Origin of the sequence: Halomonas urmiana, assembly GCF_005780185.1 — a bacterium.
Taxonomy (GTDB): Bacteria; Pseudomonadota; Gammaproteobacteria; order Pseudomonadales; family Halomonadaceae; genus Halomonas; species Halomonas urmiana.
The window spans coordinates 1-25318 of the sequence record NZ_VBUI01000026.1 but is presented as its reverse complement, the minus strand read 5'-3'; the positions used below and the strand labels follow the sequence as shown (position 1 = coordinate 25318).

Below are 25318 nucleotides of genomic sequence, written 5' to 3'. Positions count from 1 at the left end.
CGCTTGCAGGACCGGTGCTGGCCATCCATGGCCAGCCCGTTCGAAGCAGTGCTTCTCACCCCTGGCCTCCGGACCCCCTCTTCGACCTGTCCCCGGCGCCTTTCGCTTTCGAGGCCGAGCTAACGGCGATAGCCCTGCACCGCCCCCGCCTGCGTCTCATTCGTCCGTTTCCTCGCTCGCGCGGGGACTACCCAATTCATCCAGTTTACGTTAACGTCAAGATTGTTGCGTTGACCGGCCCCGGGGCGACCCCCTGGCGGACCGGAACATTAAAGACAACACTGCCCCCAAAAGGGGCACAGGATCATGACGATGACAACAACACCGGACATCCACGAGCCGACCTTCCTGGCCGGTGACGAGTTCAGCATTCCGACCTTCCGCCTGCTCAAGCAGGACGGCACCCTCCATGAGGGAGCGAAGGCGCCCGAACTCGACCAGGAGCAGGCGCTGGCCATCTACCGCGCCATGGTCGCCACCCGGGTGCTCGACGAGCGGATGCTCGCCGCCCAGCGCCAGGGACGCCTCTCCTTCTACATGCAGTGCACCGGCGAGGAGGCCGCGGTGATCGGCGCCACGGCGGCGCTGGACGACGCCGACATGATCATGGCCCAGTACCGTGAGCAGGGCGCCCTGGTCTATCGCGGCTTCACCTTCGACGAGTTCATGAACCAGCTGTTCGGCAACGAGCTGGACTACGGCAAGGGTCGCCAGATGCCGATCCACTATGGGTCGCGCAAGCTGCACTACATGACCATCTCGTCGCCGCTGGCGACCCAGATCCCCCAGGCCACCGGCTACGCCTACGGTCAGAAGCTCGCCGGCGACGGCCTGTGCACCACGGTGTTCTTCGGCGAGGGGGCCGCCTCCGAGGGCGACTTCCACGCCGCCCTGAACATGGCCGCGGTGCACGAGGTGCCGGTGATCTTCTTCTGTCGCAACAACGGCTATGCCATCTCCACACCCGCCATCGAGCAGTTCGCCGCCGACGGCGTGGCACCGCGGGCCTTCGGCTACCGCATGCACGTGATCCGGGTCGACGGCAACGACATCCTGGCGGTCTACTCGGCCACCCGGGAGGCGCGGCGCATCGCCGTGGAGCACAACCAGCCGGTGCTGATCGAGGCCATGAGCTATCGCCTGGCCGCCCACTCCTCCTCGGACGACCCCTCCGGCTACCGCTCGAAGAAGGAAGAGGAGGCCTGGCGGGAGAAGGATCCCATCCTGCGCATGCAGCGCTGGCTGGCCGACCTGGGCTGGTGGAGCGACGACGAGGAGAAGGCGCTCCAGGAGAGCCTGCGTCGCGAGGTGCTGGAGACCATGAAGCGGGCCGAGAAGCGTCCACCGCCGCCCCTGGACAGCCTGGTGACCGATGTCTACGCCGACGTCACCCCGGAGCTGCAGCGTCAGCTCGACGCGCTCAAGCGCCATGTCCGTCAGTATCCGGAGGCCTACCCCAAGGGGGCGCGTGCCCTGGACCCGGACGTGCAAGCCGACGACACCGCGGCCAAGGGAGAGAAGTGAGATGCCGACCATGAACATGCTGCAGGCCATCAACAACGCCCTGGACATCGCCATGGGCGAGGACGACAAGGTGCTCTGCTTCGGCGAGGACGTGGGCAGCTTCGGCGGCGTCTTCCGCGCCACCAGCCACCTGCAGGAGAAGTATGGCCGCGCGCGCTGCTTCAATACCCCGCTGGTGGAGCAGGGCATCATCGGCTTCGCCAACGGCCTGGCCGCCCAGGGCTCGGTGCCGGTCGCCGAGATCCAGTTCGCCGACTACATCTTTCCGGCCTTCGACCAGATCGTCAACGAGACCGCCAAGTTCCGCTATCGCTCGGGCGACCTGTTCAACGTCGGCGGCCTGACCATCCGCGCCCCCTACGGCGGCGGCATCTCCGGCGGGCTCTACCACTCCCAGTCGCCGGAGGCCTACTTCGCGCATACCCCCGGCCTCAAGATCGTGGTGCCCCGCGATCCCTACCAGGCCAAGGGGCTGCTGCTGGCCGCCATCCGCGACCCGGACCCGGTGATCTTCTTCGAGCCCAAGCGCCTCTATCGGGCATCCGTCGGCGAGGTGCCGGAGGAGGACTACCAGCTGCCCATCGGCGAGGCCGAGGTGACCAAGGAGGGCAGCGACGTGACCCTGGTGGGCTGGGGCGCCCAGATGGAAGTGATCGAGCGCGCCGTGGAGCTGGCCGAGAAGGACGGCATCTCCTGCGAGGTGATCGATCTGAGAAGCCTCTTGCCCTGGGATCAGGAGACCGTGGCCGAGTCGGTGCTCAAGACCGGCCGGCTGGTGATCACCCATGAGGCACCGCGCACCGGGGGCTTCGCCGGCGAGATCGCCGCGGCCATCCAGGAGCGCTGCTTCCTGTACCTGGAATCGCCCATCGCCCGGGTGACCGGCCTGGATACCCCCTTCCCGCTGACCCTGGAGAAGGAGTATCTGCCGGATCATCTGAAGATCGTCGAGGCCATCCGCGACAGCGTGAATTTCTGACGACCGGATCCAGGACAGGAGAGACAAGATGACAGATTTCAAGCTGCCCGATATCGGCGAAGGTATCGTGGAGTGCGAGGTGGTGGAGTGGCGCATCCAGGAGGGTGACGTCATCGAGGAGGATCAGCCGGTGGTCGAGGTGATGACCGACAAGGCGCTGGTCGAGATCACCGCCCCCGAGGCGGGCCGGGTCTCCCGGCTCTTCGTGCCCAAGGGCGAGATCGCCAGGGTGCATGCGCCGCTGTTCGCCTACGAGGCCGAGGGCGAGTCGGCTGGGTCCCCCGAGACATCATCGGTCGATACATCGGCGCCTGAGCAGAAGACCGATCAGCCGGAGAGCCAGGCTGCGCCCGCCGATCGGCAGGAGGGCGCACGTCCGGCCGCGCCCGCCAGCGCCGCTGCCAAGGACTTTATCCTGCCGGACCTCGGCGAGGGGATCGTCGAGTGCGAGGTGGTGGAGTGGCGCATCGCCGAGGGGGATACCATCGAGGAGGACCAGCCGGTCGTCGACGTGATGACCGACAAGGCCATGATGGAGATCACCGCCCCCGAGGCGGGGCGCGTGGCGAAGCTTCACGTGCCCAAGGGCGAGATCGCCAAGGTGCACGCGCCGCTGTTCGCCTATGAACCGGCCGATGGGGAGCCGGCCGATGGCGAGCCGGCGGCGTCCGAGCCCGCCGCCTCGACCCCGCGTGCCCCGCAGGCCGCCGCGACGGACGCCTCATCTGGTGCCGTGACCCGCGAGACGAGTGGGCAGGGGCCCCACGGGCGGATTCCGGCGAGCCCCGCCGTGCGACGCCTGCTGCGCGAGCACGGGCTGCGGCTTGAGCAGGTGCCGGGGTCCGGCAAGCAGGGCCGGGTGCTGAAGGAGGACATCCAGGCCTTCCTGACGCGCGGCGAGACGGCCAGCGCCGAGGCGTCATCCGCCGAGAAGCCCCGGGCGCCCGCCCGCGCCAGCGCCCAGGGCGAGGTGCGCGTGGAGCCGATGCGCGGCATTCGTGCCGCCATGGCGCGCAAGATGGTCGCCTCGGCCTCGACGATCCCGCACTTCCAGTACGGCGAGGAGCTCGACGTCACCGAGCTGCTGGCGCTGCGCGAGCGCCTCAAGCCCGAGGCCCAGGCCCGTGACGCTCGCCTGACGCTGATGCCCTTCTTCATGAAGGCGATGGCGCTTTCGATCCGCGATTTCCCGATCCTCAACAGCCGGCTCAACGAGGCGGGCGACGAGATCCACTACCTGCCGTCGTGCAACATCGGCATGGCCGTGGACGGCAAGGCCGGCCTGATGGTGCCCAACGTCAAGGGCGTGGAGCGCCTGAGCCTGCTTCAGATCGCCGGCGAGATCCAGCGCCTCACTAATGAGGCCCGCGAGGGCCGGGTGGCGTCTGCGGACCTGCAGGAGGGGACCATCAGCATCTCCAACATCGGCGCGCTGGGCGGCACCTACGCGGCACCGATCATCAACGCCCCGGAGGTGGCCATCGTGGCCATCGGCAAGACCCAGTGGCTGCCGCGCTTCGATGCCGACGACAATGTCGTCAAGCGGGCGATCATGACCGTCACCTGGGCGGGCGATCACCGGCTGATCGACGGCGGCACCATCGCCCGCTTCTGCAACGCCTGGAAGGGCTACCTGGAGGCGCCGGAGACGATGCTCCTCCACCTTGGATAAGCCATGAGCGCTCCCATGACCCAGGCGTCCCTGCAGCAGTTCTACATCCCGGAAGAGCAGTCGATCTACCTGCTCAGCCACGACGACGCCCGCAAGCTCAAGGCGTGGGTGTCGCTGTGTCAGGCCCAGCTGGAACAGCTGGGCTACCGGGGCATCGAGCTGATCGGCAAGGGCGCCTACGGCTTCGTGTTCGCCGGCTTCACCGGCCTGGGCGAGCAGTACGTCTTCAAGTTCACCCGCGTCAACCTGCCCCAGCGCCTGCAGGACCGCCTCGAGGAGGAGGCCTTCATGCTGGAGCAGGTCGACCACCCGCGGGTGCCGAAGTTGATCGTCTTCCAGCGGGTCCGTCGCCAGTCGATCCTGGTGATGCAGCGGGCCCCGGGCTTCAATCTCGAGGAGGTCTCGCTACAGCGGGGGCGGCTGGCGCCGCGCCTAGTGGTGCGCATCGCCGACCAGCTGGCCGATATCCTGCGCGCCCTGCGCCGGGAGAGTGGCCCGGCCGGCAAGCCGGTGGTGCATGGCGACATCAAGCCCTCCAACCTGGTCTTCGACGATGCCCGCGAGACCATCGCGCTGATCGACTGGGGCTCCTCGGTATTCGCCCAACTCGATGCCAACCAGCAGTTCGTGGCGACCAACGTCATGGAACTGATGTCGGACAACCTGCAGCAGACCAACGCCCGCCTGGGCGATGTCTACTTCATCGGCGAGGAGCAGCTGAACGGTGCGCTCTCCTCGCCGCGCTTCGATGAACAGGGCGCGGCCGCGACCCTCTATGCGTTGGCCTCGGCACAGTCCTGTCGCTTCGGCCATCGGGCCATCCCGGCCACGTCGCTCGGCCTGCCCAGGGAGTTCGCGCGCATGCTCGATGGCATGCTCGATCCCGATCCGGGCACGCGCCGGCGCGCCGGCGATCACTTCATCCGCGAGATGCCGCGCCTGGGCCGGCTGGTGATGCTCGATCTGCCCACGCCCCAGGAGGCGCCGCTGGTGCCGGTCTGGAGTCGTCCCGCCGGGCGCGAGATCGACACCGTGGTCTACAGCTCGCGCAAGTCCTTCCTGCGCGAGGAGGGCGGTCGCGAGACGCTGAACGACGTCAACGACGTCCAGCTCGACCGCTACTACAAGAACTTCATGCAGAACATGGGCGAGACCGAGAAGGCCTTCCTGGCCGCGGTCAGCCGGCTGGGCCGCTATCCGGTGGTCGGCGGGCTGGCGGTGCGCTGGGAGGCGGAAGGCGTCTACATCGACACCTCGCTCAACCTGCACGACCCCGGTCTCAAGCCGGCGTTCATCGCCGCGGTCAACAACATGGTGACGCTCGCCCGGGCGATCCATCGCCGCGGGATCTTCAAGAGTTGCCTGTTCAATGCCCGCGACACCCTGCACCTGGAGCGCGAGAGCGTCGATCGCCCCTTCGTGCTCACCCCCGGCATGCGGCTGCACTACGAGGTCAGCGCGGTCCCCGAGCTGGAGGACCGCTCGCGCCTGCACAGCTACTTCGAGGACGGGCCGGATCCCGAGGAGTTCCTGGTGCTGCCCGAGGCGATCATCACCTCGCTGGAGGCGCTCAACGATATCCACCATACCGGCATGATCATCTTCGAGGCGTTGCCCGAGCACCTGAAGATCCATAGCCACTACCGGCTGCTCGACCCCTCCCGGGAAGCGGAGTTTCGTCGCCGGCTCGAGGACATCCTCGATGCGGTGGGGCTGATCGAGGGGCTCGGGGTCTCGGGCTTCATGAAGATGCCCTACAAGGACACCCGCTTCTTCGCCCATATCGAACGCCAGCCCGAGCGTTTCTATCCGCGCAATCCTCGCCAGGCGGCCGAGCTGTCGGCGGCGCGCGAAAGCCAGTAGGCTAAGGGTTTACCGGGTTTCTCGTCGCACAGGGAGGTGGGTCGACGCCTATGATCCAGCTGTTGCTGATCAAGCTGCTGGCGACGGCTGGCATCGTGATGTTCGTCGCGCTGTCGGTGGGCCGCCTGGGTCCCAGGCTCGGCGGTATCCTCGCCGGCACCCCGGTGATTCTCGGGCCCGGCTACTTCTTCATGCTGCGCGAGCAGTCGGCGGACTTCGTGCAGCAGGCCGTGCTCTCGACCCTGCAGGCGCTGGTGGCGACGCTGCTCTTCACGGTGTGCTTCGTGGTGAGCGCAGCACGGCGCTCGTCCCTTCATAGCCTGGCGCTCTCAAGCCTGCTCTGGGTGCCCGGCGCGCTGCTGTTCACCCGGTTGCCGGGCGAGCTCGTTGGCGTGGTCGTCGCCTTCCTAGCGGTGCTGGCGCTGGCGGAAGGGATCAACCGCCGACTGAGGCTGGGCCAGCCGGTGGTGGTGGCCAGTGCCGGCTGGTTCGACCTGCTGCTGCGCGGGCTCCTGGCGGGGACGCTGGTGAGCCTGGCGACGACGCTGGCCGCACGCTCAGGGCCGGCCCTCTCCGGCATTATCCTCGGCTTTCCGGTCGGTATCCTGACCATCGCCTGGGCGCTCTCCGAGCGCTACGGGGTCGAGGTGGCCCGCATGACCGTCAGCATGACCCAGCGGGGCATGCTGAGCCTGCTCGCCTTCTGCGTCGTCAGCTATCTGTGCGTGGGCCACCTGCCGGGCATGCTGGTCTTCGCCCTGTCGCTTTCGGCGTCGATGACCACCAGCTTCCTGCTGTTCATGTTTAGTTTGTGGCGGGCCCGGCGGCTCTACCCCAGCCACCAGCGCCTTAGTGTTGGTGAATCCAGCGTCGCGGCCGACCCGGAACCCTGACCGCCGCTGCGCGAAACCCGGAGGGGGCTTGCCTAGAGCGAGGCGGCGGAGCGCGCGGCCTGGTCGTAGAGCCCGGACATGGCGCGCAACAGGCCCGCCAGGCGGCTCATCTCCTCGCGCTCGATGCCCATGGAGGAGAGCGAGTCGACCAGGCAGGCCTCGCGGATCTCGGCGTAGCGGCTGCAGGCCTCGCGGCCAAGCTCGGTGGTGCGAAACAGGCTCTCCTTGCCCTGTTTCTCGCCGGCCACCAGCCCCAGGCGCCCCAGCTTCTTCAGGGCATAGGTGACCGTGTGGGTATCCTCGACGTTGAGCACCAGGCAGATATCTGCCTGGCGCTTGGCGCGCTCCCGGTGGTTGACGCTATGCAGCACCAGCACGTCCAGGGCGCCGAGCTCCGGATAGCCGCTGGCCGTCATGCAGCGCACCATCCAGCGGTCGAAGGCATGCCCGGCGATGATCAGGCCGAACTCGAACTCCGAGAGCTCCTGGCTGCTGCGCGACAGGTGCTCCGAGGAGACGATGGGGCCGCGGGGTGTCCGTTCGCGTGTCACGTGCTGCTCCTTGTCGATGAGTCCAAGCGTTTGAGGTCAGTTGCCCATGGCCTGGGGCAGCCAGGTCACGATGCCGGGGAAGACGCTGATCAGCACCACGCCGAGCATCATCAGGAAGAAGAACGGCATGGCGGCCCAGGCGATCGACAGGATGTTGCGCCCCGTCATGCCCTGCAGCACGAAGAGGTTGAAGCCCACCGGCGGGGTGATCTGCGACATCTCCACCACGACCACTAGGTAGATGCCGAACCAGATCAGGTCGATGCCGGCGGCCTCGACCATCGGCAGCATGATCGAGGTGGTCAGCACCACCACCGAGATGCCGTCGAGGAAACAGCCCAGCAGGATGAAGAACAGTGTCAGGGCCGCCAGCAGCATGACGGGCGAGAGTCCCAGGGTGCCGATCCAGGCGGCGAGCTCACGCGGCAGACCGGTGAAGCCCATGGCGGCGGTGAGAAACGAGGCCCCGGCGAGGATGAAGGCGATCATCGTCGAGGTGCGCACCGCCCCGAGCAGGGCGTCACGAAAGACCCCGCCGTTCATGCTGCCCTGGACGCGGGCCAGCAACAGCGAGAGCACCACCCCCACGGCCGCCGCCTCGGTGGGCGAGGCGAGCCCGGCGTAGATCGAGCCGATGACCCCGACGATCAGTGCCAGCAAAGGGATCAGTCGGCGCGCCCGGCGCAGCTTCTCGGCCAACGGCAGGCCGGTCTCGGCGGGGGGCACCTTGTCCGGGAAGCGCCAGGACCAGAGCATCAGGTAGCCGGCGAACAGCGAGATCAGCAGCAGGCCCGGGAAGATGCCGGCCATGAACAGCCGCGCAATCGACTGGTCGGTGGCGACGCCATAGACGATCAGGATGATCGACGGCGGGATCAACAGGCCCAGGGTCGCCGAGCCCGCCAGGGTGCCGATCACCAGCTGCTCGTCATAGCCGCGGCGGGTGAGCTCGGGAATGGTCATCTTGCCCATGGTGGCGCAGGTGGCCGCCGAGGAGCCGGAGACGGCGGCGAACAGGCCGCAGCCGACCACGTTGGTGTGCAGCAGGCGGCCCGGGATGCGCTGCATCCAGGGCGAGAGGCCGGTGAACATGTCGTCGGCGAGCCGCGAGCGGAAGAGGATCTCGCCCATCCAGATGAACATCGGCAGGGCCGTGAGCTCCCAGCTGTAGCTGTCGCCCCAGACATTCGAGGCGAGCACGTCGCCGGTGGGGACCGAGGTGAACTGCGAGAGGCCGAGCCAACCCAGCCCCAGCAGCGAGAAGGCCACCCAGACGCCGCTGCCGAGCAGCAGCATCAGGGTGACGAAGAGGATCGTCATCATCACGAGCATGGTGTGTCTCCCGGGCTCAGTCCTGGCCGCTGTCGTCGATGGTAAAGGTGGAGGGCCGGGTCACGGCGGTCACCAGGGTCGCCCACCAGGTCTCGGCCAGCGCCAGGCAGAACAGCGCCACGCCGGTGAGCATGGCCGACTGGGGAATCCACAGCGGGATGCTCAACAGGCCGTAGGAGGTCTCGTTGAAGGCGATGCTGTCGGCCAGCAGCCAGTAGAGGTACCAGCCGAGATAGAGGCCGAGGATCAACGCGATGCTCAGGCAGAAGACCTCGACGAAGGCGCGCGGGGCCGGCGAGAGGCGTCCGATCAGCAGCGTCACGCGGATATGGCCGCCGTGCACGAAGGTATAGGCGAGCCCGAGGAAGCTGGCGCCGACCAGCAGGAAGCCGGAGATTTCCGCGAGGCCGGGAATCGCCAGGCCGATGCGGTCGCCGCCGATCCCGGTAGCGATGCGATCGATAATGCGCCCGAGGATCTGGGCGGTGATCAGCGCGCAGATCAGGCAGAGGCAGAGGGCGGCGAGGTAGCCGCCCAGGTTGTAGAGCGGTCGCAGACGATAGGTCATGGCTGGGTCCAGAGGTGGCTGCCGGGGCGAGGCGCCCCGGCAGGGAGGGACGGATCAGTCGCGAGCGGCCTCGTAGGCCTCGAGGATGGCGGCGCCCTGGTCACCGGCGCGGCCGGCCCACTCCTCGGTCATGGTCGCGCCGACCTCTTCGAGCAGGGTGGCGAGCTCGGGCGTCGGCTCGCTGACCTCGATGCCGTTCTCCTTGAGCACCGCGAGGGCGTCGGCGGTCTCCTGGCGGCTCATCTCCCAGCCGCGGGCCTCGGCCTCGGCCGCCGCATCGAGCACCGCCTGGCGGGTGGCCTCGTCGAGGCGCGAGAAGGCCTTCTCGCTGACGATCACCATGTTCTTCGGCAGCCACAGCTGGGCATGGTTGAAGTGGCTCAGGTAGTCCCAGGCCTTGGTATCGGCGCCGGTGGCCGGCGAGGTGATCATGGCACCGACGCGCCCGGTGCTGAAGGCGGTGGGAATGTCCGGCACCTCGACCTGGGTCGGCACGGCGCCGACCAGCTGGGCCAACCGCTCGCTGGCCGTGTTGTAGGCGCGCATGCTCAGGTTCTTGAGGTCGTCGGGTTCCTCCAGCGCCTGCTGGGTGTAGATGCCCTGGGGTGGCCACGGCACGGCGAACAGCAGGCGCAGCCGCTGCTCGGCGAGCTCCTCGGCGATGATCTCCCGGGAAGCCTCCCAGAGGATCTCGGCATCCTCGTAGCTCGACGCCAGGTAGGGCACGGAGTCGACCTCGAAGATCGGATTCTCGTTGGCCAGGCGCGACATGATCAGCTCGCCGATGGGCACGATGCCGCGACGCACCGAGTTCTTGATCTCGGCATGGCCGATCAGCGAGCCGTTGGAGTGCACGGTGATGTCCAGCTCGCCATCGGTGGCCTCGCGAACGTCATCGGCGAACTCGCGGATGTTCACGGTGTGGAAGGTCATGTCGCCATAGGGCGTGGGCATGTTCCACTCGGTCGCCGCCTGGGCGGTGCCGCCCAGGGTGGCTAGGCTGAGACCAATGGCGGCGGCCGAGGTCAGAGACAGAAGGGGGAAGCGGGCAGTCATGGGCGGTACCTCGTGTCGAATGCGTGTGGTCGTTGCGGGACGGCGGGCAGCGACGCAGGACGCCGCAGGCGGATCGTCCTGAACCAGTCTAGCGGGTGTTTGGAGGGCAGATTAGGGAGGCGAGGGAGGCCGAGTCAACGATCTATAGACTAAAGGACGATGTCTTATCGATAAAACGTTGATAAATTCTCGTCAAACACTGATTTCGAGGAGATGGAGCATGAAGCGTCTGTTGCTCAATGCCGATATGGGCGAGAGCTTCGGTCCCTGGGTCATGGGGCTGGACCATGAGGTCATGCCCCACGTGGACCTGGCCAACGTCGCCTGCGGTTTCCACGCCTCCGACCCCGACGTGATCCGCATGACCGTGCGGCTCGCCAAGCGTCACGGCGTCACCGTGGGGGCCCACCCCGCCTATCCGGACATGGTCGGCTTCGGCCGTCGCTCGATGGCCTGCTCGGCCGAGGAGATCGAGAACCTGGTGCTCTATCAGGTCGGTGCCCTGGCCGGGGTCTGTCGGGCCGAGGGCCTGACGGTCGGCTACGTCAAGCCCCATGGTGCGCTCTACAACGACATGATGCGGGATCCCGAGATCCTCGCCGCCGTGATGCGGGCGCTGGTGGCCTATGACCCCCGCCTGCCGCTGATGGTCATGGCCACCCGGGACCCTTCCGCGCCGCGAGAGATGGCCGAGCGCCACGGCGTGACGCTGTGGTTCGAGGCCTTCGCCGATCGCGCCTACGACGCCGAGGGGCGGCTCGTCTCCCGGCGCGAGCTGGGCGCGGTGCACCATGATCCGGCGGTGATCGTCGATCAGGCCCGGCGCATCGCCGGCGGCGAGCCGCTGACGGCCAGTGACGGCAGCCGCCTGGTGCTGGCCGCCGACACCCTCTGCGTCCACGGCGATAACGCCGAGTCGATCGCCGCCATCCAGGCGATCCGCGAGGCCCTCGACGGCCTGGCGAGCGCCTCGTGAGTCGTCGGTATCCCCCCACCCTGCCGCGCCTCGAGCCCGCCGGGCTCGACGGCTGGATGGTGCGCCTGTTCGACGCCATCGATGAGGCCAACATGCCCTGGCTCACCGCCCTGGTGAGGGAGTGCGAGGCGGCCTTCGGTGATGAGCTGGTCGACCTGGTGCCGTCCTACACCACCCTGCTGGTGATCTTCGACCCGTTGCGACTCTCGCCGGCCGAGGCCCGGCGCCGCCTGGTTGCGCTGCTGGCGCGGCTCACCCCCGATGAGGACGCGGCGGATGCCCCGGTCAAGGAGTTGCCGGTGTGGTACGACGCCTCGGTGGGGCCGGAGCTGGCGCGATTGGCCGAGCTCGCGGGCATGAGCCGCGACGCGGTCATCGCCTGCCACAGCGAGCGGACCTACCGGGTCTTCGCCCTGGGCTTCGCCCCGGGGTTCGCCTTCATGGGCAGCGTCGATGCCAGGCTCGAGGCGCCACGCCTGGACACCCCCCGGCGCCGGGTGCCGGCGGGCAGCGTGGCCGTGGCCGGCCGCCAGACCGCGGCCTATCCCGCGGTCACCCCGGGCGGCTGGAACCTGATCGGGCGGACCCCGGCGGTGCTCTTCGATCGCGATCGGGAGGGCTTCAGCCTGCTGCAGGTCGGCGATCGGGTGCGCTTCGTGCCCATCGAGCGCGCCGAGTTCGAACGCCTGGGGGGCGATCCCCGCCCGATGGAGGAGTCGTGATGATCGATGCCGTCAACGCCCTGCGCGTGACACGTGCCGGTCCCCTGGCGCTGCTCCAGGATGCCGGGCGCTGCGGCGTGCGCCGGCTGGGCGTGACTCAGGGCGGGCCCGTGGACCTGCACGGCTGGGCCTGGGCCAACCATCTCGTCGGCAACGCCTGGGGCACGCCGGCCCTGGAGGTGACCTTCGGCGGCCTGGAGCTCGTCGCCGAGCGCGACCTGGTGGTGGCCGTGGCCGGGGCGGATCTCGCGGCGACACTCGACGGCGAGCCGCTCGCCGGCTGGCGCGCGCTGGCGATGAAGGCCGGCCAGCGCCTCGCCTTCGATACGCCGGTCAACGGCCTGAGGGCCTATCTGGCGGTAGCCGGTGGCTTCGCGGCGCCGCCGGTACTCGGCAGTGTGGCCTGCGTGGTGCGGGAGGGGCTCGGCGGCCACGATGGTCAGGGGCATCGGCTGGCCGAGGGCGACCACCTGCGGGTCTCGCCGCGTCGCGCCGGTAGCGGTGGCGAGACGGCTCGTGCGGCACCACCCGAGGCGCGGATCGACTATCGGCAGCCGGCCGAGCTTGCGCTGTTGCCGGGGGCCCAGGTGGGTGAGTTCAGCGGGGAGAGTCTCTATCGGGCCTTCAACGCGTCCTGGCGGGTCGATGATCGCGCCGATCGCATGGGCGTGCGGCTGGCCGGTCCGCCGCTTCACTGCCGATTGACCAGCATGATCTCCGAGGGGATCGGACTGGGTGCCGTGCAGGTGCCGCCCGACGGTCAGCCCATCGCCCTGCTCAACGATCGCCAGACCATCGGCGGCTATCCTCGGCTTGGCGCCCTCACGCCGCTGGCCTGCTCACGGCTGGCCCAGTGCCTGCCGGGGCAGGAGGTGCGGCTGAAGGCGGTCGCCAGCGAGCGGGCGCTGGCGGACTACCGACGCTTTCGCAGCGTCTTCGCCTGAGCGAGGCGCTTCTCTAGGCACCCAGGCCGCTCTCGCGCAGCAGCTGGTCGATACTGCGCTCGACGCGGGGCGCGCCGCCCTCGAGCAGCAGCTGGGTCTCCAGGTCGCTCAGGCCGTCCTGCACCAGGCGCTCGATCAGCTCGGCCTTGGTGATGCCGGTATGCTGGCTGGCCTGCTCGAGGCGGGTCTCGATGTCGCGGGAAAAACGCAGCAGATGGGGCATGGGGCTCGTTCCTTGCAGTGGGTCTGAGTCGAGTGTCGCGACGGTAGATGACACCATCATGACGCCTCGGCCGGGCGAGGGGAACGCCTGGATCGAGGCGCGTGAGAAGCGCGTCGGTGGTGCCTTGTTGTGAGGCGTACTCAGGCCAGTCCCTGGCGCTGCATGGCCTCGGTGATGATCGGCACCGGCGTCATCAGGTGCTCGCGCATCATCCGGGCGGCGCGCGGGACGTCGCGGGAGAGGATGACCTCGACCAGCGCCTCGTGTTCATCGCGCTTGCGCGTCAGGGCCTCACCCGAGAAGACGGTCTCGCGCAGCCACAGGTGGCGATAGCGCTCGACCTGGTCGAAGAGGCTCTCGCGCACCTTGAGCAGGTGGGGCGAGTCGCAGCCGGCGACGATGGCGGTATGGAAGGCCTTGTGGCGGGCATCCCACACCTCGAGCTGCTCCTCGGGGCTGTTGACCTCGGTCACCTTGGCCAGGGTATGGGCCTTGGCCAGGATCTCGGCCTCCCAGTCGTCGCCACCGCGCTGGATGGCCAGCTCCAGTAGCAGCCCCTCGAGCTGAGCCCGGGCGTCGTAGAGATCGGCGAGCTCCGACAGCGACATGGGCGCGACGCGGTAGCCCCGCTGGCTGATCGCCACCACCAGGTGCTCGGCCACCAGCTGCGAGAGGGCCTCGCGCAGAGGGCCGATGCCCAGGCCATAGCGCTCCTTGAGCCCGCTCATGCGCAACTTCTCGCCGGGCTGGAAGACGCCGCGGATGATGTCGTTTTTTAGCCAGTGATAGGCACTGACGCCGAGGTTCTGTTTCGAGATGGTGTCCATGGCCCACTATCGTTCCGTAATGTGATAGCCATCATACCTAACCATCGCCATTGTGGTGAATCGTGGCGTGAGTCATCGAAAAATGGAAACAGTTGAGGATCATGGATATTCTCTGCCGATCCTCGGTGATCACCAGTCCTGGGCGGCCGGGGGGCGTGCCCCGGCGATCTCCCTGTGCGCTCATGAGGGACGTGTCAGGAGGTCGCCCCCATGCCGCAGTTCCGCATGAATCTGTTGCTCGATCTCCTTCAGGCGTGGTCCTAGATTCTCGACTAGGATGCGATGGCTCAAGCGTAGTGATGAACCGCCGCAATTGATGGCCATGACCTCGGCGCCATCTTCGAGTATCAACGGAATGGCAACGGCGCTGACATCGCGCTCCCAATCGCCTTCTGACAGACAGAAACCATAGCGAGCGTAATCGTCCAGGCTCTTCTCCATGACCTTCTTGACGGCAGGCCAGCCATCGGGGTCACGTCTCCTGACCCCTTCCAGGAAGGTCTCACGCTGCTGCTTGGAAATGCCACAGAGCCAGGCGCGGCCGATAGCCGTGGTTGTCACCGGAATACGCGACCCCGTCTCGAGGCGCATCACCAGCGGGCCGCTGCCTTGGCACACCTCGAGGTAGGTCATGCTGTAGCGATCGACAGTGCCCAAAGCAATGGCACAGTCGGTCGCATCGGCGAGCTGTTGCATATAGGGGCGAGCAATCTCGCGGATGCCCTGGCTGGCAAGGAACCGATAGCCGAGTGCCAGGATGCCCGCTCCCAGTCGATACTTCTCGAGCCTGGTGTCGTGCTTGAGATAGCCCAGCTGGGTCAGCGTATAGGTGAGTCGCGACACGGTCGGACGCGGAATGCCGGTGCGGCTGGAGAGTTCGGCGTTGCCGAGGTACTCCTCACCGGGGCCGAAGGCGCGCAGCAGTTCCAGGCCTCGAGCCAGGGCGGTCACGAAGCTTCGATCCTTTGCAGGCGTGGATTGATCGTCCTCGAATTGGGCAGGTTGGTGCATACGCATTCCTTATTACCGGTGGTATTTGCGGAATACAGTATCGCATATCTCGCAGGTGTGAAGCGTGGCGCGCCCCATCGCGCCAGGGCTATCGCCGTTGGCAACATCGCTCGAGGCTTTCCCGGCGACAGGCCTTCGAGGGGGCGCTGTGAATACCTCCCTGTACGCTACCTCCGCCCTGCTTCGCTCTCGCATCCTGCTCCGCTTGCAGGACCGGTGCTGGCCATCCATGGCCAGCCCGTTCGAAGCAGTGCTTCTCACCCCTGGCCTCCGGACCCCCTCTTCGACCTGTCCCCGGCGCCTTTCGCTTTCGAGGCCGAGCGAACGGCGATAGCCCTGCCCATCGCCCGACACACGTGCCAAACACGACGCCCGTCCGAAGCGAGCGCCGTTAGTGGAAGCCGTTGATGGCGTTGGATCCTCGGGAGAGGCGTTGCTCAGTCCAGGCGCTCGATGATGGCCGCAATGCCCTGGCCGACGCCAATGCACATGGTGACCAGCGCATACCGGCCGCCGCTGACCTCCAACTGGCGCAGGGCGGTCAGCGCCAGTCGCGCTCCCGATGCCCCCAGGGGGTGGCCAATCGCGATGGCACCGCCGTTGATGTTAAGGCGGCTGTCATCGGCTGACAGCCCGAGTTGCTTGAGGCAGCCCAGCACCTGCACCGCAAAGGCCTCGTTGATCTCGATGACGTCCATCTGGTCGAGCGTCATGCCGGCACGCGCCAATACCTTCTGCGAGGCAGGTGCCGGCCCTAGGCCCATGACGCGGGGCGCCACGCCGGCCACGGCACCGGCCACGATGCGCGCCCGCGGTCTGATACCGGCGTTGTCACCCGCCTGGCGGCTGCCGACGATCAGGGCGGCGGCGCCGTCGTTAAGCCCCGAGGCATTGCCGGCGGTGACCACGCCTCCCTCGAACAGCGGTGACAGCCGGCCGAGCTTGTCGGCATCGGTACCGGGCCGTGGGTGCTCGTCTTTGTCGACCAGCAGAGGGGGCAGCTTGCGGCCCTGGGACACCTCGATGCCGAGGATCTCCTCGTCGTAGAAGCCGCTGGCCAGGGCGTCGTCGTACCGCGCCTGGGAGCGCGCCGCGAAGGCATCGCTCTCGTCGCGCCCCAGCCCCAGGTCATGGGCCACGTTGTCGGCAGTCTCCGGCATGCTGTGGCTGCCATGCTCCTGGGCGATCCAGGGGTTGGGGAAGCGCGAGCCGATGACGGTGTCATACAGCGGCTGGTTGCGGGCGAAGGCCGTGTCGGCCTTGCCCAGCACATAGGGCGCCCGCGACATCGATTCCACCCCGCCGGCCAGGAACAGTTCACCTTCCCCGAGGCGGGTGGCGCGTGCGGCGTCGATCACCGCAGCCAGGCCGCTGCCGCACAGGCGATTGACGGTCTGCCCGGCGACCTCGACGGGCAGGCCGGCGAGCAGGGCGCCGTGGCGGGCCACGTTGCGCGAATCCTCGCCGGCCTGGTTGGTGCAGCCGGCCAGCACCTCCTCGTAGTCCTCGGGAGCGAAGCCGTTGCGCTCGACCAGGGCCCGCAGGGTCCTGCCTAGCAGGTCATCGGGGCGCACGGTGGCCAGGCTGCCGCCGTGGCGGCCGAAGGGGGTGCGAGTGCCGTCGTAGATATAGGCGTCTTGCATGGGAGGCTCCTCTCAGTTCAGTTCGGTGGTGGTCAGCGGCAGGCCCAGGGCGGCGCGCCGGCGCAGCCAGGGGCTGGGGCGGTAGCGGGGGTCGCGGCTGGCGGTGAAGAGATTGTCGAGAATGGTCAGGATCCGCCGGCTGCCGTAGTGGTCACCCATGGCCAGTGGTCCCCGGGGATAGCCCAGCCCCAGTTCCACGGCGCGATCGAGGGTCTCTGGGTCGGCCACCCCCTGCTGGGCGATGTCGGCGCCGACGTTGACGATGCAGGCCACCACGCGCTGGAGAACGAAGCCGTTGCTGTCGTTGATGGAACTCACCGGGGTGCCGTCCTGGCCGAGTAGTGCCCAGGCGGCATCCCGGTAGTCGACCCGGGTGACCGGCGCCGTCATCAGGCTACGGCGCCTGTCGAGCCCTGCCAGCATGTCGATGGCGACGCAGCGCGCCGGGTCGAGTCGCTGACGCAGGGCACAGTCGGTGGTGTCCTCCCCATAGGGCGTCAGCAAGCATAGCGCCTGATCACTGGGCAGCTCGCCCGCTTCCAGCCGCCAACCGGCCGCCTCGACCACAGTGGCCAGGGCGTGGCAGGCATGGGGGTCTTCGCCGCTGATCCAGACCGGTGTGGGCGCAACCTTCGGTGCCGCCGGTTCATCGGGTATCTGGGCCTGGCCATCGACATAGCGATAGAAGCCCTCGCCGCTCTTGCGGCCCAGCAGCCCCGCGTTAAGGCGTTGACGGGTGATCGGCGAGGGGCGGAAGCGCGGTTCCTCGTAGTACTGGTGATAGATGGACTCCATCACCGCGTGGGAAACATCGAGACCGGTGAGGTCGAGCAGGCTGAAGGGGCCCATGCGAAATCCGCCCTGGTCGACCAGCAGACGGTCGATGGTGGCGTGATCGGTGACGCCCTCGCCGAGAATCTTCAGGGCCTCGGTGCCATAGGCGCGGCCGGCGTGGTTGACCAGAAAGCCCGGCGTATCGGTGGTGCGGGCGGTGAAGTGGCCCATGGCCTGGCCCAAGGCATCCACACGGTCGACGACCTCGGGTGCGGTCCGCAAGCCCGGAATGACCTCGACGATCTTCATCAGCGGTACCGGGTTGAAGAAGTGCAAGCCGATAACGCGCTGCGGCAGCCGGCAGGCGGCGGCGATGGACGTCACCGACAGCGACGAGGTGTTGGTGCCGAGGACGGCATCGTCGCTCAAGATGGCCTCCAGCCGAGTGAAGAGTTCCTGCTTGGCCTCGAGCTTCTCGACGATCGCTTCCACCACGACATCGCAGTCCGCCAGCGCCTCGAGACGCTCGGCTTCCTTCAAGCTGGCGCGGAGTTCCTCCGCCCGGGATTCGCTCAATCGATGTTTGTCGACCCCCCTTTGCCAGAGGCCCTCGATGAACTCACGCGCTTCCTGGACGGCGCCTTCACGCGCATCGTGCAAGACGACCTCAAGGCCGGCCTGTGCCGCCAGTTGCGCGATACCGCGGCCCATGGCACCGGTGCCGACGAGGCCGAGTCTGTGAAAAGGCATGGTGGTGGTCGCTTCCTGGGAGACGTCGGGCGACATGGGGCTCCTCCTTGCGGTGGCTGACATGCCTGGAAGTTGACAGGGTGGGCATGTGATTTTGCATAGCGGTATGTGGTTTCATTTATTGACTGGCATCCTAGGCTATGCAAGAGTGCCTGGCAAGACCTGCGAACATCAATTCCGCTATACAGAACATGCAGCGTTGGCGTTTGCTGATTCTCGATAACCACCCTGCCATTCTTGTTCATGAGGACACGCCATGATTCGCGATCCAGAACTCCTGCAGCAGCTTCTCGATACCATTTCCCGTTTCGTGCGCGAACGACTGATTCCCAACGAGGCGTGCCTGGCCGAAGAGGATGCCGTCCCCGTCGAGTTGCTCGCGGAGATGAAGGAGATGGGGCTGTTCGGCCTGTCGATCCCCGAGGAATACGGCGGCCTCGGCTTGACCATGGAGGAGGAGGCACTGGTCGCGATGGAGATTGGCAAGACGTCACCGGCGTTTCGCTCGGTCTTCGGCACCAACAACGGCATCGGCGCCCAGGGCATTCTCATCGACGGCACACCGGAGCAGAAGGCGCACTACGTCCCGAAGCTGGCGACCGGCGAAATCCTCAGCTCGTTCTGCCTGACCGAGCCCGACGTCGGTTCCGACGCTGCCAGCCTGCGCACCACGGCCGTACGCGACGGCGATCACTATATTCTCAACGGCACCAAGCGCTACATCACCAATGGCCCCGAGGCGGATCTGTTCACCGTGATGGCGCGAACGGATCCCGACAAGAAGGGGGCCGGCGGCATTTCGGCCTTCATCGTCGAAGGTGGCACCCCCGGACTCGAGCGCGGGCCCGCCGACAGCAAGATGGGCCAGAAGGGGGCCCATACCTGCGATATCATTTTCAACGACTGTCGGGTGCCGGCGGAGAACATCATCGGGGGCCGCGAGGGGCAGGGCTTCAAGACCGCGATGAAGGTGCTCGACCGCGGCCGCCTGCATATCTCGGCGGTCTGTGTCGGGGTCGCCGATCGGCTGGTGGAAGAGTCGCTCAGCTATGCCATGGAGCGCCAACAGTTCGGCGTGCCACTCTCCAGCCATCAACTGATCCAGGCGATGCTCGCCGACAGCAAGACCGAAGCCTATGCCGGCCGCACCATGGTCCTCGATGCCGCACGCCGCAAGGATGCCGGTGAAGACGTCGCGACCCTGGCTTCGTGCGCCAAGCTGTTCTGTGCCGAGATGGTCGGCCGTGTTGCCGATCGTGCGGTTCAGGTCCATGGCGGGGCGGGCTATATGACGGAGTATGCCGTCGAACGCTTCTATCGCGATGTGCGGCTGTTCCGCATCTACGAGGGCACCACCCAGATCCAGCAACTGGTGATCGCCCGCAACATGGTGCGGGAGGCGTCCTGATGGTTCTTTCCGAAACACGCCAGGCACCCGACGAGCGCATCTTCGGACGCCTGGCCAGCGAGTTGGTGGCGGAGTTGCCCGAGCGGATCAGCACCCGGGTGCTGGAGAATGCCGAGCTGCTGGGCGAGACCGAGGCCCTGGTCGATGGCGGGATCCGCTGGAGCTACGCCGACCTGGGGCGCGAGATCCGCGAGGCTTGTCGGTGGCTGGCCTCGCTGGACATCCGCCCGGGTGACCGCCTGATGACCGTCGGCGAGAACAGCCGTGCCCTGGTGGTGCTACTGCTGGCGGCCAGCGAACTCGATGCCTGGGTGGCGATCGTCAATTCGCGCCTCTCGGCCAAGGAAATCGACCTGATCCGCGATAATTGCCTGCCGCGTCGCGTCTTTTATACCAGCGAGGCGTCCCCCGACGCCGAGGCGCACGGTCGTCGCCACGGCGCCGAGCCCCTGGCGCATCCCAGCCTGGGCACTCTGAGGGTGGGCGCCCTGGCCGATAGCGAACCGGAACCGGTCCAGGCCAGTGGCGCCGAGCAGGTGGCGGCGATGATCTACACCTCGGGCACCACCGGCACGCCCAAGGGCGTCATGCTGAGCCACCGCGGTATCCTCTATATCGCCTCGATCTCCGGTGGCATGCGTCACCTGAGCGAGGGCCAGCGGGTCTACGGCGTGTTGCCCATGTCGCATGTCTTCGGCCTCTCCTCGGTGTGCATGGGGGCGCTCTACAACGGTGCCTGCCTCTATACGGTGCCGCGCTTCGATGCGGCGATGCTGCTCGACGCCCTGAAGCAGGAGCGGATCACCGTGCTGCAGGGGGTGCCGGCCATGTATGCGCGCATGCTCGAGCACCTCAAGCGGGAGGGCGAGAGGCTAGAGGTGCCGGCGCTGATCTATATCTCGGCCGGTGGCTCGCCGCTGGACAGCGACATCAAGCGCCGGGTCGAGGCGGTCTTCGGCCTGACCCTGCACAACGGCTATGGGTTGACCGAAGCCAGCCCGACCATCAGTCAGACCCGTATCGACGATCGCCATGCCAGCAATACCGTGGGGCGGGCCCTGCCGCTGCTGGAGTATCGCCTCGAGCCATTGGACGCGAGCGATGATGCCCCTGCAGACGATGACGGGGTGGGCGAGCTCTGGGTACGCGGCCCCAACGTGATGAAGGGCTACTTCCGCCAGCCAGAGGCCACACGGGCCTGCCTGACCGACGACGGCTGGCTCAATACCGGTGACATCGCGCGGTTCGACGAGGACGACCAGCTGTATATCGTGGGGCGCAGCAAGGAGCTGATCATCCGCTCCGGGTTCAATATCTATCCGCCGGATGTGGAGGCGGTGATCAACGAGCATCCCGACGTGACGCTGTCAGCCGTGGTGGGGCGCCAGGTAGTAGGCAATGAGGAGGTGGTGGCCTTCGTGCAGTGCGAGCCGGGCGCGAACCTGGAGCAGGCGGCGCTCAGGGCGTTCATTGCCGAGCGGCTGGCACCCTACAAGCGGCCCACCCGGATCGTGCTGATGGACAGCCTGCCCGCGACGGCGAGCGGCAAGATCCTCAAGGGGCGGCTTCGCGACATGGCGCAAGGGGGAGATCCGTCATGAGTGATGCCTTGCCGTTGTCATGGCGGATGGTGGGTTTCCAGGACTTCCTGGGCATTCGCGTCGTCGACTGGGAGCCGGATCGGGTCACGCTCGAACTGGGGGTCGAGCCGCATCACCTCAACCGCAGCGGGATCGTGCACGGCGGCGTCCTCTGCACCTTGCTGGATGTGGCCATGAGCTTTTCGGGCTTGCACTGCGAGGCGCCGGATCGGCTGCGCAAGGCGATGACGCTGTCGCTCACCACCACCTTCGTTGCCTCGGCCAAGGGGGAGACGCTGCGTGCTATCGGCCGGTTGGAAGGGGGAGGGCGCAGTACCTTCATGGCCAGCGGTAGAGTATTCGACAGCGAAGGCAACCTCGTGGCGATGGGCGAAGGGGCCTTCCGTCGGCGTCGAGGAAGCGAGGCCGAGGAGGGAGAGGGCCAGTGAGCCGGGAGCGCCTGAGGGCTTCCCTGCTGCTGGTCGTGACCCTGGCGACCCTGGCAGACCTGGTGTTCGTAAGCCTCCTGGCGCAGTGGGTGGCCATGGTCGCCCTGGGGGGCTATCTGCTCACCCTGCGCGGGCTGTCGACCATGGCCCGTACCCTTTTGGGGGCGGCGATCATGCTGAGCCTGGTCGCGCTGTGGCAACACACCGCTCCGCTGGCGCTGCTGCGCGAGGCGGCGGGACGTTTCGCCTTCTTCGCGACCTTTCTGGTGGCGCTGGGCCTGCTTCGGCTACCGGCCTACCGGTCGAGGCTGGTGACGCGCTGTGGGCAGGCCATGCTGCTTCAGCCGCCCAGCCGGCGTTATCCGATCCTGTCACTGGGCTCGGCGTTGTTCGGCATCATCCTCAATATCGGCGTGCTCAATCTCTTTGCCGCCATGATCGAGAAGAGCAATACCCTGGCGGCCGCCCAAGGGCGTCAGTGGGTACAGCAAGCCCGGCAGCGGCGCATGATGCTGGCGCTGCTGCGCGGTTTTGCCCTGGCGCCACTGGTGTCGCCCATGGGTATCGGCATGGCGGTGGTGCTCTCCAGCATGGAGGGGCTTAGCTGGATCGAGCTGGCCCCCTACGCCCTGGGTGCGGCGCTGGTGCTGTTCCTGGTGGGCTGGGGCGTCGACCGGGTGACCGGCCCACGACTGCAGCAGAACAGGCAGCGGGAGGTTCCCTCGCTGCGGCCCTTGGCGCGTTTCGTCCTGCTGCTGTTCTCGCTGGTGGCATTGATCTTCGTTCTCGCCTGGGGACTCGACCTGCCTTTGCCTACGGCCGTGCTGTTGGGCGCGCCGCTGGGGGCTTTCCTGTGGCTCTGCTGGCAGTGCCGTCGCCATGGTAGGGCGGGGGTGCCGGCCGCCGCCGTTGCCCTGCATCGCGGGTTTCCCAAGCTGGTGTCGCCGGCGTCCAACGAAATCGTGGTGCTGGGGGCGGCAGGCTTTCTGGGGCACCTCTGCGTGGGATTGGTGGACGGGGCCTCTCTGGCGGAGAGCGTCGGCTTCCTGTCGTCGCTGGGCGCCGGCACCGCGGTGGTCGCCATGCTGCTGGTGGCACTGCTGGCGCAGGTGGGCATCAACCCCATCGTCAGCGTCACCCTGCTGGTCGGGATTCTGCCCACCCTGGGCATCGATGGTTTGACGCCGCCCGTGCTCGCGGTCTCCCTGCTGATGGGGTGGACGCTGGCGCTCATGTCATCACCCATGACCATCTCGATGCTGATCCTGTCCAGGTTCACGGGCATTTCGTCGCTGCGGATCGGTTATCGCTGGAATGGCCTCTTTCTCTGTCTTGCCGTGCCGCTGTTGGCGGTGTGGTTCCTGCTAGCGCGATTTTAAGCATGGCATTTGCTGCTTGACGGTGTCAGAGCCGTTCAGCATCATGGTATAAATGAAATCAGGTTTCGCAATACAAAATCAGCATGGCTTGTCACCCCAGGCCATACCGACAGGCAAAGGAATTTTCGATATGTCCCAGAATCCCGCTTTCCATTGGCAGGATCCGCTGCTGCTCGACCGGCAGCTCAGCGACGAAGAGCGCATGGTGCAGCAGAGTGCCGCTCAGTTTGCCGCCGACAAGCTCGCCCCCCGCGTGCTGGAGGCCTTTCGTCATGAGCAGACCGATCCGGCCATCTTCCGCGAGATGGGCGAGACCGGCCTGCTGGGCGCTACCATCCCCGAGGAATATGGCGGCAGCGGTCTCAACTACGTCTGCTACGGCCTGATCGCCCGGGAAGTCGAGCGCGTCGACTCCGGCTACCGTTCGATGATGAGCGTGCAGTCCTCGCTGGTGATGGTGCCGATCAACGAATTCGGCACCGAAGCGACCAAGCAGAAGTACCTGCCAAAACTGGCCAGCGGCGAGTGGATCGGCTGCTTCGGCCTCACCGAGCCCAATCACGGCTCCGACCCCGGCTCCATGGTGTCCCGCGCCCGCAAGGTCGAGGGCGGCTACCGGCTCACCGGCAACAAGACCTGGATCACCAACAGCCCCATCGCCGACGTCTTCGTGGTGTGGGCCAAGGACGACGAGGGCGACATCCGCGGCTTCGTGCTCGAGAAGGGCTGGGAGGGCCTCTCCGCCCCGGCGATCCACGGCAAGGTCGGCCTGCGCGCCTCGATCACCGGCGAAGTCGTCATGGACGACGTCTTCGTGCCCGAGGAGAACCTGTTTCCCGAGGTGCGCGGCCTCAAGGGCCCCTTCACCTGCCTCAACTCGGCCCGTTACGGCATCAGTTGGGGCGCGCTCGGTGCCGCCGAGGACTGCTGGCACACCGCGCGACAGTACACCCTGGACCGCCAGCAGTTCGGCAGGCCGCTGGCCGCCAACCAGCTGATCCAGAAGAAGCTGGCCGACATGCAGACCGATATCTGCCTGGCCCTGCAGGGCTGCCTGCGCCTGGGGCGCATGAAGGACGAGGGCAGCGCCGCGGTGGAGATCACCTCGATCATGAAGCGCAACAGCTGCGGCCACGCCCTGGATATCGCGCGGCTGGCCCGCGACATGCTGGGCGGCAACGGCATCAGCGACGAATTCGGGGTGGCGCGCCACCTGGTCAACCTCGAGGTGGTGAACACCTACGAGGGCACCCATGACGTCCACGCCCTGATCCTCGGTCGCGCCCAGACCGGCATCCAGGCCTTCTGCTGAGCCCGATGACAACAACCGACAGGAGAGAGCACCCATGAAGATCCTCGTCGCGGTCAAGCGCGTGCTTGACTACAACGTCAAGATCCGAGTCAAGCCGGATCACTCCGACGTCGACCTCACCAACGTCAAGATGGCCATGAACCCCTTCTGCGAGATCGCCGTGGAAGAGGCCGTGCGCCTGAAGGAGAAGGGCGTGGCCAGCGAGGTCATCGTGGCCACCGTCGGTCCCAAGGCCGCCCAGGAGCAGCTTCGCACCGCGCTGGCGCTGGGTGCCGATCGTGCCGTGCACGTCGAGACCGATGAGCGCGTCGAGTCGCTGGGCGCGGCCAAGGCGCTGGCCAAGATCGTCGAGGAAGAGCAGCCGGGGCTGGTCATCCTCGGCAAGCAGGCCATCGACACCGACAACAACCAGACCGGCCAGATGCTGGCGGCGCTGACCGGGCTGCCCCAGGGCACCTTCGCCTCCGAGGTGGTCGTCGAGAACGACACGGCCAAGGTGACCCGCGAGGTCGACGGCGGCCTGCAGACGGTGTCGCTGACCCTGCCGGCGATAGTGACGACGGATTTGCGGCTCAACGAGCCGCGCTACGCCAAGCTACCCGACATCATGAAGGCCAAGAAGAAGCCGATGGACGTCAAGACGCCGGCGGATCTGGGCATCGAGGTGGCCTCGAAGGTCACGCTGGTCAAGGTCGAGCCGCCGGCCGAGCGCCAGGGGGGCGTCAAGGTGGGCTCCGTGGATGAGCTGGTCGATAAACTCAAGAACGAAGCCAAAGTGCTTTGAAAACAGTGCTTTGAAAGGAGCTGATCTCATGAGCATTCTGGTCCTTGCCGAACATCACGACGGCGCCCTGGCCGGCGCCACCGCCCACGTGGTCGCCG

General features: G+C 67.1%; 23 protein-coding genes. 14 read left to right on the top strand and 9 right to left on the bottom strand.

The window, feature by feature from the left end; translation table 11 throughout:
* Positions 1–312: 312 nt before the first annotated feature.
* From FEI13_RS15405 to FEI13_RS15385, 5 genes are read left to right on the top strand one after another with little or no spacing between them, the layout of a single operon-like run.
* Complete coding sequence (locus tag FEI13_RS15405; RefSeq protein WP_138182409.1) at positions 313–1524, top strand: thiamine pyrophosphate-dependent dehydrogenase E1 component subunit alpha; 1212 nt, start codon at positions 313–315, stop codon at positions 1522–1524.
* Position 1525: 1 nt separating this feature from the next.
* Complete coding sequence (locus FEI13_RS15400; protein WP_138182408.1) at positions 1526–2503, top strand: alpha-ketoacid dehydrogenase subunit beta; 978 nt, start codon at positions 1526–1528, stop codon at positions 2501–2503.
* Between the two features lie 28 nt (positions 2504–2531).
* Complete coding sequence (locus tag FEI13_RS15395) at positions 2532–4175, top strand: dihydrolipoyllysine-residue acetyltransferase (RefSeq protein WP_138182407.1); 1644 nt, start codon at positions 2532–2534, stop codon at positions 4173–4175.
* A 15-nt stretch (positions 4176–4190) separates the two neighbouring features.
* Complete coding sequence (locus tag FEI13_RS15390) at positions 4191–6038, top strand: protein kinase domain-containing protein (protein WP_138182433.1); 1848 nt, start codon at positions 4191–4193, stop codon at positions 6036–6038.
* A 50-nt stretch (positions 6039–6088) separates the two neighbouring features.
* On the top strand, positions 6089–6931 hold the full coding sequence (locus FEI13_RS15385; protein WP_138182406.1) for a hypothetical protein: 843 nt from the start codon (positions 6089–6091) through the stop codon (positions 6929–6931).
* A 32-nt stretch (positions 6932–6963) separates the two neighbouring features.
* Here FEI13_RS15385 and FEI13_RS15380 read toward each other — a convergent pair whose 3' ends face one another.
* From FEI13_RS15380 to FEI13_RS15365, 4 genes are read right to left on the bottom strand one after another with little or no spacing between them, the layout of a single operon-like run.
* Entirely contained in the window at positions 6964–7482 is a 519-nt protein-coding gene (locus FEI13_RS15380; RefSeq protein ID WP_138182405.1) for a winged helix DNA-binding protein, read from the bottom strand.
* A 36-nt stretch (positions 7483–7518) separates the two neighbouring features.
* Complete coding sequence (locus FEI13_RS15375; protein WP_138182404.1) at positions 7519–8814, bottom strand: TRAP transporter large permease; 1296 nt, start codon at positions 8812–8814, stop codon at positions 7519–7521.
* A 16-nt stretch (positions 8815–8830) separates the two neighbouring features.
* Positions 8831–9382 carry a TRAP transporter small permease gene (locus FEI13_RS15370; RefSeq protein ID WP_138182403.1) on the bottom strand — a complete coding sequence of 184 codons (552 nt, stop codon included), beginning with the start codon at positions 9380–9382 and terminating at the stop codon, positions 8831–8833.
* Positions 9383–9436: 54 nt separating this feature from the next.
* Positions 9437–10438, bottom strand: a complete 1002-nt coding sequence (locus tag FEI13_RS15365) for a TRAP transporter substrate-binding protein (RefSeq protein ID WP_138182402.1) — start codon at positions 10436–10438, stop codon at positions 9437–9439.
* Between the two features lie 220 nt (positions 10439–10658).
* Here FEI13_RS15365 and FEI13_RS15360 point away from each other — a divergent pair, with 220 nt between their 5' ends.
* The 3 genes from FEI13_RS15360 to FEI13_RS15350 are packed head-to-tail and all read left to right on the top strand — an operon-like array spanning position 10659 to position 13080.
* Entirely contained in the window at positions 10659–11414 is a 756-nt protein-coding gene (locus FEI13_RS15360) for a 5-oxoprolinase subunit PxpA (RefSeq protein ID WP_138182401.1), read from the top strand.
* The gene (gene pxpB, locus FEI13_RS15355) at positions 11411–12136 is read left to right on the top strand and encodes a 5-oxoprolinase subunit PxpB (protein WP_275668756.1); all 726 of its coding nucleotides are present in this window, start codon (positions 11411–11413) and stop codon (positions 12134–12136) included. The genes FEI13_RS15360 and pxpB overlap by 4 nt, the downstream gene beginning before the upstream one ends.
* Entirely contained in the window at positions 12136–13080 is a 945-nt protein-coding gene (locus tag FEI13_RS15350) for a 5-oxoprolinase subunit C family protein (RefSeq protein ID WP_138182400.1), read from the top strand. Before pxpB ends, FEI13_RS15350 begins: the two co-directional genes overlap by 1 nt.
* A 13-nt stretch (positions 13081–13093) precedes the next feature.
* Here FEI13_RS15350 and FEI13_RS15345 read toward each other — a convergent pair whose 3' ends face one another.
* The 5 genes from FEI13_RS15345 to FEI13_RS15325 form a co-directional block, all read right to left on the bottom strand.
* On the bottom strand, positions 13094–13303 hold the full coding sequence (locus tag FEI13_RS15345) for a hypothetical protein (RefSeq protein ID WP_138182399.1): 210 nt from the start codon (positions 13301–13303) through the stop codon (positions 13094–13096).
* A gap of 140 nt (positions 13304–13443) precedes the next feature.
* Positions 13444–14130 carry a DNA-binding transcriptional regulator CsiR gene (gene csiR, locus FEI13_RS15340; protein ID WP_138182398.1) on the bottom strand — a complete coding sequence of 229 codons (687 nt, stop codon included), beginning with the start codon at positions 14128–14130 and terminating at the stop codon, positions 13444–13446.
* 180 nt (positions 14131–14310) lie between these two features.
* Positions 14311–15141, bottom strand: a complete 831-nt coding sequence (locus FEI13_RS15335) for an IclR family transcriptional regulator (RefSeq protein ID WP_138182397.1) — start codon at positions 15139–15141, stop codon at positions 14311–14313.
* 437 nt (positions 15142–15578) lie between these two features.
* Positions 15579–16784, bottom strand: a complete 1206-nt coding sequence (locus tag FEI13_RS15330; protein WP_138182396.1) for a 3-oxoadipyl-CoA thiolase — start codon at positions 16782–16784, stop codon at positions 15579–15581.
* A 12-nt stretch (positions 16785–16796) separates the two neighbouring features.
* Complete coding sequence (locus FEI13_RS15325; RefSeq protein ID WP_138182395.1) at positions 16797–18344, bottom strand: 3-hydroxyacyl-CoA dehydrogenase; 1548 nt, start codon at positions 18342–18344, stop codon at positions 16797–16799.
* Between the two features lie 220 nt (positions 18345–18564).
* Between FEI13_RS15325 and FEI13_RS15320 the strand changes: the two genes are divergently transcribed.
* The 6 genes from FEI13_RS15320 to FEI13_RS15295 all read left to right on the top strand — a co-directional run bounded on the left by FEI13_RS15320 (position 18565) and on the right by FEI13_RS15295 (position 25220).
* Positions 18565–19716, top strand: coding sequence for an acyl-CoA dehydrogenase family protein (locus tag FEI13_RS15320; protein ID WP_138182394.1), 1152 nt, complete (start codon positions 18565–18567; stop codon positions 19714–19716).
* Entirely contained in the window at positions 19716–21317 is a 1602-nt protein-coding gene (locus FEI13_RS15315) for a class I adenylate-forming enzyme family protein (protein WP_138182393.1), read from the top strand. The genes FEI13_RS15320 and FEI13_RS15315 overlap by 1 nt, the downstream gene beginning before the upstream one ends.
* Positions 21314–21745, top strand: coding sequence for a PaaI family thioesterase (locus tag FEI13_RS15310; RefSeq protein ID WP_138182392.1), 432 nt, complete (start codon positions 21314–21316; stop codon positions 21743–21745). Before FEI13_RS15315 ends, FEI13_RS15310 begins: the two co-directional genes overlap by 4 nt.
* A complete protein-coding gene (locus FEI13_RS15305) occupies positions 21742–23124 on the top strand; it encodes a hypothetical protein (RefSeq protein WP_138182391.1) in 1383 nt (460 codons plus the stop codon). Before FEI13_RS15310 ends, FEI13_RS15305 begins: the two co-directional genes overlap by 4 nt.
* Positions 23125–23254: 130 nt before the next feature.
* Positions 23255–24436 (top strand): acyl-CoA dehydrogenase, encoded by a 1182-nt coding sequence (locus FEI13_RS15300; RefSeq protein ID WP_138182390.1) that lies wholly within the window; start codon positions 23255–23257, stop codon positions 24434–24436.
* Positions 24437–24470: 34 nt separating this feature from the next.
* The gene (locus FEI13_RS15295) at positions 24471–25220 is read left to right on the top strand and encodes an electron transfer flavoprotein subunit beta/FixA family protein (RefSeq protein ID WP_138182389.1); all 750 of its coding nucleotides are present in this window, start codon (positions 24471–24473) and stop codon (positions 25218–25220) included.
* Positions 25221–25318: the final 98 nt, after the last annotated feature.